The organism is Flavihumibacter sp. CACIAM 22H1, from assembly GCF_001601815.1.
Lineage (GTDB): Bacteria > Bacteroidota > Bacteroidia > Chitinophagales > Chitinophagaceae > Flavihumibacter.
This window is the reverse complement of the sequence record NZ_LUKG01000001.1, coordinates 117,389-124,720: the sequence shown is the minus strand read 5'-3', so window position 1 is coordinate 124,720 and position 7,332 is coordinate 117,389. Positions and strand designations below refer to the sequence as shown.

General features: G+C 39.6%; 13 protein-coding genes. 1 reads left to right on the top strand and 12 read right to left on the bottom strand.

The window, feature by feature from the left end:
• Window positions 1–25: 25 nt before the first annotated feature.
• From A1D16_RS00505 to A1D16_RS00450, 12 genes are all read right to left on the bottom strand, one after another.
• Entirely contained in the window at window positions 26–271 is a 246-nt protein-coding gene (locus A1D16_RS00505) for a hypothetical protein (protein WP_290706653.1), read from the bottom strand.
• Complete coding sequence (locus A1D16_RS00500; protein ID WP_290706651.1) at window positions 261–908, bottom strand: hypothetical protein; 648 nt, start codon at window positions 906–908, stop codon at window positions 261–263. The genes A1D16_RS00505 and A1D16_RS00500 overlap by 11 nt, the downstream gene beginning before the upstream one ends.
• Before the next feature lie 86 nt (window positions 909–994).
• Window positions 995–1,222, bottom strand: coding sequence for a hypothetical protein (locus tag A1D16_RS00495; RefSeq protein ID WP_290706649.1), 228 nt, complete (start codon window positions 1,220–1,222; stop codon window positions 995–997).
• Window positions 1,215–1,517 (bottom strand): DUF5681 domain-containing protein, encoded by a 303-nt coding sequence (locus A1D16_RS00490; RefSeq protein ID WP_290706647.1) that lies wholly within the window; start codon window positions 1,515–1,517, stop codon window positions 1,215–1,217. The genes A1D16_RS00495 and A1D16_RS00490 overlap by 8 nt, the downstream gene beginning before the upstream one ends.
• A gap of 67 nt (window positions 1,518–1,584) precedes the next feature.
• On the bottom strand, window positions 1,585–2,040 hold the full coding sequence (locus A1D16_RS00485) for a hypothetical protein (RefSeq protein ID WP_290706645.1): 456 nt from the start codon (window positions 2,038–2,040) through the stop codon (window positions 1,585–1,587).
• A gap of 208 nt (window positions 2,041–2,248) precedes the next feature.
• Window positions 2,249–2,515: a hypothetical protein gene (locus A1D16_RS00480; protein WP_290706643.1), complete on the bottom strand. Its 267-nt coding sequence runs from the start codon at window positions 2,513–2,515 to the stop codon at window positions 2,249–2,251.
• Window positions 2,516–2,517: 2 nt separating this feature from the next.
• Window positions 2,518–3,393, bottom strand: a complete 876-nt coding sequence (locus A1D16_RS00475) for a BT4734/BF3469 family protein (protein ID WP_290706641.1) — start codon at window positions 3,391–3,393, stop codon at window positions 2,518–2,520.
• Window positions 3,394–3,546: 153 nt separating this feature from the next.
• The gene (locus tag A1D16_RS00470) at window positions 3,547–4,383 is read right to left on the bottom strand and encodes a hypothetical protein (RefSeq protein ID WP_290706639.1); all 837 of its coding nucleotides are present in this window, start codon (window positions 4,381–4,383) and stop codon (window positions 3,547–3,549) included.
• 283 nt (window positions 4,384–4,666) lie between these two features.
• Window positions 4,667–4,930 (bottom strand): hypothetical protein, encoded by a 264-nt coding sequence (locus A1D16_RS00465; RefSeq protein ID WP_290706637.1) that lies wholly within the window; start codon window positions 4,928–4,930, stop codon window positions 4,667–4,669.
• A 93-nt stretch (window positions 4,931–5,023) separates the two neighbouring features.
• Window positions 5,024–5,992, bottom strand: a complete 969-nt coding sequence (locus A1D16_RS00460) for a hypothetical protein (RefSeq protein WP_290706635.1) — start codon at window positions 5,990–5,992, stop codon at window positions 5,024–5,026.
• A 255-nt stretch (window positions 5,993–6,247) separates the two neighbouring features.
• Window positions 6,248–6,493 (bottom strand): hypothetical protein, encoded by a 246-nt coding sequence (locus tag A1D16_RS00455; protein WP_290706633.1) that lies wholly within the window; start codon window positions 6,491–6,493, stop codon window positions 6,248–6,250.
• A gap of 8 nt (window positions 6,494–6,501) precedes the next feature.
• The gene (locus tag A1D16_RS00450) at window positions 6,502–6,951 is read right to left on the bottom strand and encodes a hypothetical protein (protein WP_290706632.1); all 450 of its coding nucleotides are present in this window, start codon (window positions 6,949–6,951) and stop codon (window positions 6,502–6,504) included.
• 118 nt (window positions 6,952–7,069) lie between these two features.
• Here A1D16_RS00450 and A1D16_RS00445 point away from each other — a divergent pair, with 118 nt between their 5' ends.
• Window positions 7,070–7,297: a hypothetical protein gene (locus A1D16_RS00445; protein WP_290706630.1), complete on the top strand. Its 228-nt coding sequence runs from the start codon at window positions 7,070–7,072 to the stop codon at window positions 7,295–7,297.
• Window positions 7,298–7,332 lie beyond the last annotated feature (35 nt).

Below are 7,332 nucleotides of genomic sequence, written 5' to 3'. Positions count from 1 at the left end.
GCGGTCGGCCTCCGCCTGTTTTGCTTTAGCGAGTTTTTAGCACCGTAGTAGCTACCTGGTTGTTTAAACGTACAGCCTTTTCAAGCGCCGCATTTGAGCTTTTTAATTGTTCGGTTACTTTCTTTGATGCGTCACTGTATGAAAGAGAAACTCGCTGTTTTGCAAGATTTGTATAAGCGTCTGCGACTTCTTTCAGTTGGGATTTGATGAAGTTTGTATCACTGGCAAATGCCTCCCTGTCTACATATTGTTCGATTAATTCAACAGCCATAAACTTTGTTTGAAATTATAAAAAGATGGTTTTCGGATTGAGGTGTACATTTTTTTATTACCTCAAGTAATTGCCCCGTTGTCGTGGTTTCATGCGGATACTTTTTATTGGTTTCTTGCGATAGAAAGAAGGTAATTCCGTCAAATCTTTTAATGAAATAATCATCATCAGAATCTAACACCGGGCTATATCCTTTAAGACAAGGGGCCTCAGCGGTCATAAATGGCCGAAAATGTTCTTTCCATAATCCAAGAACTCGACCTCTTTCGGAAATCTCAGCATCTGTAATTTTTTGGTTTCCTTTTGCGGACAAATCACCATCAATATCTAAGTACAAGGATATTCTTTTAGCAATATGAGGGTCAAAGTTCAATTGGATGGTTTTGATTGAAATAAACATATCCAGCAAAAAATGATTATTGTAATCAATGCATCTATATATCCACTCCATGTACTTATTAACGCCATTGCAAAAAGTTTCATAATCAGCTTCGAACGATTCCACAACCGCCAGAAATTCATTATCTGTTGGAGTTCCATCAATTATTAAGTATTGATGGTTTTCATCGTTTAAGAAATACTTCAGGTTATATACTGGAAGGTCAAAAAACGAATTATAAAATGTGGGTGAATTCATTAGTTTATTGCTTAATAAATTTACTTAATTACTATAGCTTATAACTATATTGAAACAACATATATCATTCTGTCCTATGTTAAATTTTATAGCTCTCTCCTTTTTATATATCCATACTGATACTTGTGTTCAACAATAGCAGTAAGAGAATCATCCTTACTTTCTTCGTAGTCCTTTACACATTGCTTATGCTCTTCTGAGTCTGGCGGATAACCAGAGATTATTATCACCTGTCTTTGGGGAACCACGGCATTTATAGGAGCCTTACCTTCCTGAATGGCCTTTAGGAGCTTTATTTTTTGTTCTCTATTCATCTTGTTTTGCTGATTCCTTCAATGATTCGATTATTTTATCTAGTTGCTCATCACTCATATTATCAAAATCAAAGCCCAATGAAGTAGATTGAAGTTTCGGTAATGCGTAATTTAATAGATCAGTATAAAGCTTTGCCTTGTCCCTGGCAGATAGCCGTTTAAACTCTCTCTTGATGGTTTGAAATTCACCTTCCAGAAATTCGCTGATCATGGAACGCAATTCACCTGAAACCTTGTTTCTGGATCCCTTTGGCCGTCCATTTGGATTTCCTGTATTTCCTTTTTTCTGAGGCATATCATTCATGTTTTTTTATAAAGTGGATTCCGGATACATTCACCCGGAATCCGTAACCGCCCGGTAGCTATCCGGGAACCTTTCTCATTTCCTTGATTGCTTTTTCTATTGATTTTGATAGCCAGTCGTGGTACTGTTCGATATCATGCAATAGGATCCAACCCTTTGGCGCCTCTGTCTGCACTTCGCTTTTGGCAATTATCTTAAACACCTGCTTTATGCTGCCACATTTCAGTGTAAGTACAAAATCCTCTTGAATCTCCTGACAATACACCCAGGATGAATATTGTATTTCCCGTGAAAGCTCATCCAGTAGTCTCCTTTTTTGCCTGATATCCCTGGCTTTCTCCTGGAACCATCTGCTGAAATCATCCAGGGAACGAAAGGTGCCAGGGGTTATTTTTTGGGATTTCTTCCCAAATATTACTGTAATTCCATCGTCATCGTAGTTTACAGTAACAATCCCCTTATTGTATCCGGACGCAAGTATTTGCGCCTGACTGGTTAATTCATATTTATTCATACTGATTGGTTTTATGCTTTGAAATAATGGCCGCCGGGATAGTTTATAACAGGTTTCTCTGGCACACCATAGATTCTTCATAGTATTTACTACACTTTTACTACAATATTGACGTTGCTGTTTATAAATAGTTGATAATTAGTTTGTTCAGTTTTTGAATGTTGGAGAGAGGGAGAATATAACCTTACCAAAATGGCTGATTTCATTATTAATTCATTTGAGTTGGATAAATAGATTTGATCAGTTCCGCCCCGCGAATCATGGCCGCAATTGCGTCCCTGTGTTTCATGGCCGTTGCACCGGTTACCCTTCCTGTTTGATCAGTGATATATCGAATACCCATATCCTGATCAGGATACATCAGAAAGCCACCTAAGCCGGGTGCCGCATCTTCGCCAACTGCCTCAGCTTTCACCCATGCTATTTTCTTCTGCAGGGTCCACCGGTTGAATTGTTTGATTGTTGGTATCTGCATGCTTATCGGGTTAAAGGTTTTTGAGTGCCGGCATTGAAGCAATCCTGTGCACACTTGATATATTTCGCTTCCTGGCCTTGGAATTGGGGGTTGCTGTATATGGCCTGAATTATCCCATCCAGTGCCTGTTGATCCTGGGTGCCTCCAAGCGTATAGGCAGCCCGTTGAACCGTTTCCCACCGCTGCCCGCATTGGGCATTAAGAACGTTTGCCACTTGGGTCTGTAAAAGACCGCCTGATGGGTATGGTCCGCTTTGGAAGGGTGTGAATTTTCCATAAGTGGATTTCTGTCTTTCCGTTCGTAAGCGCTTTACTTTTAAAGGTGTAGGATCCTCCCTAAGTAAATAATTTTGATCCCAGGAGACAAACCTGCAATCGTTCACATTTCGGCCCTTGCTGGTGTCAGCCTTGATGCCATATTCAGCAAATACCTGGAATAGGTGTTCTGCGTATTCTCTTTGCCGTTCCGGCTCTGCAATTGCAACAAGGGCATAAATACCCCGGCCTGAGCAGGAAAGACCAGAATAGGCTATAAAGGGCAAAGAGAATATACATTGCTTGAGTTCGGAAAGATCATATTGATAAACATCCTTTGAATCAAAATCGAGCTGTAGGATGCGGGAATGATGGACCACCTGAGAGGGATCATTTTTCCGGGAGCGTAAAAGAGCAGAAGGGGAAAACATTTGCAACCTGGCTTTTATAGCTTTTGACTGCAAATCATAATCTGGACTTGATGGGTCCAGCCTCCGCAATTCCAGGATGGAATCAAAATCATTTAGTGAATCACCCAAAATAATATCCCTTAGGGTTGCAGGCCTACCCACCGCATCCCGCAGTGATGAATAAATTGATACTTGAGTTGAAAGCCATTCCATAATTACTGTGTTTGTATCATTGATACCTTTCAGGGTCAGAATTTGGTATCATGGTATCACCCCCTATATATAAGGGGGGTGATGATACCATTCCATTAGGTATCATTGATACCTGTTTTGATACTATTTGATACCTTGATACTAATTGCATTTTTAACTACTTAATCGGTAATAATCATCCACTTTATTAATGATCCCCCATCCCTCCATATCCTTCACTCTACGCTTGGCGGTCGGCTCGCTCTGTGAAGACTTATCCATGATTTCCCTCACTAGTTCGGAGTACTTTAAAGCCTTCTGGCCGTTTAGTATCACCCTGGCCATTATTTCGGCCGCCGTTCTTTTTCCTGAATCCTTTACATTTTTCTGTGTTGCCATTACTTCATCGATATCTTCTGATACAAACATTCCGTACATTTCTGACCACCGGAAGCCGGCACTTAACTTGGGGTTGTGCCTGTTTTTACCATGGTCGAAATCCGTTGTAATGATGCGGGCATCCCCTTCCACTGATTTGATCAGAGCAACACTTTCAGCTTCCCGGCATATTTCACTACCCTGGTGACCGCGCGGCTTTGTGCTTCCCGGGTTGGGGTGAAGAGTTGAAAGGATGGAAATATTATACTTGATTGTTAATTCCCGCATCCGGGTTCTGCATTCAATGGCCTGGTCCAGGTCGTTAGTATCACGAACCCAATCACCGGCACCATCAATCAATAGAATACTACAAGGGTTGTTTTCCAGCAGGTATTCAGCCACTTCAAGGCGTTCTTCCACCCTTGGCACTGCTCTTAATCCAGCAAATAGAACATTATCCATTCGATCACCCACTTCCAAGCCAGCCCGTTTAGCAGTTCTGTACATATTATTCCAAACATCCGCATCCGTCATTTCGTTATCGATAAGGACAATACCTTTGCATCCGGGACCTACATCCCACCCCAAACTATCACATTCAGGGTTCAAATAGCTTGCAATAATGGCTTCCATATGACTGCTCTTTCCAGATCCAGGATTGGCAATAATGGCAGCAGTATTTTGATGATTCAGAAATCCGTAACCTCCAAGAGAAAGCATACACGGCACTGGCTCCGGTTTATTGTACCAATTGGGGATGAAAACTCGCTCTAATGGATCCCCAATGCACTCCCTTAATAGTTGGGTAGGATCGGGCAACTTTGCTTTACCTTCCTGAATTTGCAAAACACTCATTTACAATCTTTTATATGTAAACGAATGTTGTTTACATTCATCCCCAGGGCTATAAACGGCCTCATTTCTTACCTCCCTTGCTTTCCAATGCCTCAATAACCTTCGGCCAATTATAGCGGACGGCCCCGCCAATTCTGAAATTTGGGATCTTGCCTTTCTTTTCCCAGTTCATAATTGACACCTCGCTTAGCCCTAATCGCTTCTGCAGTTCATTGCGATCAATGATTTCAGCGGGTGGTTCTTTAGTGGTTGCCATGGATTGGGTCATAATAAGATCCTCCAGGCCATTGATTCTTTCCAGAATTACATCGAAGGGATTTACCATAAAAAAGACCTTTACGTTTGATGGTGTAAAGGTCTTTTATGAACATATGGACATGATGTCCTTTGTTGTCCCCAATGATTAATGAATTAACACTTAATAAGTATTTTTTATGAATTCCAGGTGCGATTCAGCCATTTGAATAGCTGGAGAATTAATAGACTTTAGCATTTCAATTACTTGTTCTAGGTCTCTTTTTATTTCAACAATTGCTTTTGGTGAATACGATTTGAATTTTCTGACCGGCGGGCTCTCGGGGACACAGGAATAATCGTTGAGATATGCACTAAAAAAGCGCTGGCACCTCTTTGCATTTGTACCCAAACCGGTTTTCAATGCAATTGTCTTTTTATTTGATTCGTTGACAAGAAATTCGATTGAAAATTGAGAATGATATCGGCAAAATAGAGCTGCGGATCTAGGCCTTATACTGATGGGGCTATACTTTGCATAAAAAACAGGGATTTTACTACTAAGTTGGTCTAATCTTTGTTTACACCAAATTTCCCGTTGCTTTAAGTTTATACCTTGGGCTATACGTTTAAATGATTCTGGTCTCGAATTCAAATAGTGTTCCAAAGGCAACGTCAGATCAGTAGTATATAATATTCGGAACGACCATCCATTATTCTTGGGAAAGTTAAATAGGGATGTATTCATTTCCCCCCTTGCAGAAAAACCTAAAAATATTTCTGGATGATTTACCTCTGCATGAATCTTATGAATTGTTTTATTTAGCTCATCCATCGTTTCTTCCTCTGGTTCTTTAAGTTTTATTGTCGGCTCCCACACCCGCAGAAGCTGATCACTACACAAATAAATAAGTTCATTTATTTTATCTTGAAATACCCAATGGTGATTCTTTTTCCATTTATACCCAAATTCAAAATTCTTGCCATTTATTTCCCTTGTTACAGGATAAAAAAGCCCAGGCAGGTTTTGTTCGTCTGTACCAAATATCCACGATAAAATAGTTTCATCACTGAGCGTGTTGAAAGTATCGCAAAGGGATTCAAATACCTTATCTGGAACATCTAATAGATTATGGTCTTTTTTCCACCACATAATTTAATTTTTCGGCTGCAGGGCACGATCATATATTTTATTAAAATTACCTGTTTTCCGGGTCCATCAGTACTACCAATTTCTTTAATTTAAGCACTAGCCAGAAATCATCAGAATTAAAGAGTCCGTCTTGGTTTTTTAATGCAGCTAAGACAATGTAATCCAGTCGTTCATGTATGGATTCAGTGTTTTCCCTGCTAAATAGTTCGTTTCTGATATTGGCGATAGATTCTAAAGATATGTTTTGCATGATTATTACTTTTTTTGATGTTTTTTCTGAATGGAGCGTTGAATAAATCGTTCTCTTTTCATAAGGGCAGCGGAAGCGGATGCATGAAAATTGCTGGGTGTAGACACACCCGGCCGTACGTCCTGTAGTTTTTTTATTGACTCCCGGGCTTCTTTAATGATCAGTTCAGAGTGAATAATTATCGACTCCAACCGATCAATTTGCTCCTGAATCGAATTGTCTGTATTCTGTATTTTATTTGTCTTAGCCATACCTGAATTTAGGCAAGTTGTGTTTGTTCGAGACTCTTTACATTATGAAAGAGAATATTTACTTCATTTAGGCAACTGATAACATGCATCAATTTCTCAATTTCATCCCGGTGGACCAATACACTAGAAAAATAATGAAAAATAGAGGCATTTACTGCCTTGATTGAATCATCGGCTTCTTTGGTTCCGTGGATATCGAACATTTCTTGCAGTCTTTCTCCGCAATCAACAATGGCAGATTTTCTTTCGCCGATATTCAAAACGAATATAGCCTTGGATAAGCTAGCCACAAATAAAAATGATGGCTCCGATTTGTCTATACCACGTTCACAAATGTGGTCATATAACAGCCCTGGGAGATCCATCAAGGTTTCTGTTAGCTCAATTACATTATACCGTTCGGAAATGCTTTTTGCCAGCTCAATAAATTGGCTGTTGTTAAGGATTGCAGATTTCATAAACTATATTTTAAGTAAATATAGACAATATATATTTATATAAATAGTTTTATAGTTAGGTATTTTATCAGATTATAATAATTAATTAGAATAACTATCTTTACTTAAATTTCTATTAATGGCACCAAGAAAGAAAACCGCCCCACCCGAAGGCGAGACGGCTCAAATAAATATCAAAGTTGTACCGGCTGAGGTGGTTGAAAAACTAAAGACAATAGCCTTTATGGAAGGAGTAGACTACCAGGAAGTGTATATTCTGGCTTTCACCAAGCTGATAGATGCCTATGAAGCCAAGAACGGGAAAATTAAGCTGAAGCCAAAAGGATCAGGCCTGAAAGATCTTTAATTATTCTGCTTTCCGTAAGGGGCTCAAAGGTTTGG

Coding starts and splice junctions, on each gene's coding strand:
- A1D16_RS00460 (WP_290706635.1), bottom strand. CDS start 5,992: ATGTGGTGGAAAAAAGACCATAATCTATTAGATGTTCCAGATAAGGTA.
- A1D16_RS00495 (WP_290706649.1), bottom strand. CDS start 1,222: ATGAATAGAGAACAAAAAATAAAGCTCCTAAAGGCCATTCAGGAAGGT.
- A1D16_RS00450 (WP_290706632.1), bottom strand. CDS start 6,951: ATGAAATCTGCAATCCTTAACAACAGCCAATTTATTGAGCTGGCAAAA.
- A1D16_RS00470 (WP_290706639.1), bottom strand. CDS start 4,383: ATGGAAGCCATTATTGCAAGCTATTTGAACCCTGAATGTGATAGTTTG.
- A1D16_RS00455 (WP_290706633.1), bottom strand. CDS start 6,493: ATGGCTAAGACAAATAAAATACAGAATACAGACAATTCGATTCAGGAG.
- A1D16_RS00490 (WP_290706647.1), bottom strand. CDS start 1,517: ATGCCTCAGAAAAAAGGAAATACAGGAAATCCAAATGGACGGCCAAAG.
- A1D16_RS00480 (WP_290706643.1), bottom strand. CDS start 2,515: ATGCAGATACCAACAATCAAACAATTCAACCGGTGGACCCTGCAGAAG.
- A1D16_RS00465 (WP_290706637.1), bottom strand. CDS start 4,930: ATGGTAAATCCCTTCGATGTAATTCTGGAAAGAATCAATGGCCTGGAG.
- A1D16_RS00475 (WP_290706641.1), bottom strand. CDS start 3,393: ATGGAATGGCTTTCAACTCAAGTATCAATTTATTCATCACTGCGGGAT.
- A1D16_RS00500 (WP_290706651.1), bottom strand. CDS start 908: ATGAATTCACCCACATTTTATAATTCGTTTTTTGACCTTCCAGTATAT.
- A1D16_RS00445 (WP_290706630.1), top strand. CDS start 7,070: ATGGCACCAAGAAAGAAAACCGCCCCACCCGAAGGCGAGACGGCTCAA.
- A1D16_RS00505 (WP_290706653.1), bottom strand. CDS start 271: ATGGCTGTTGAATTAATCGAACAATATGTAGACAGGGAGGCATTTGCC.
- A1D16_RS00485 (WP_290706645.1), bottom strand. CDS start 2,040: ATGAATAAATATGAATTAACCAGTCAGGCGCAAATACTTGCGTCCGGA.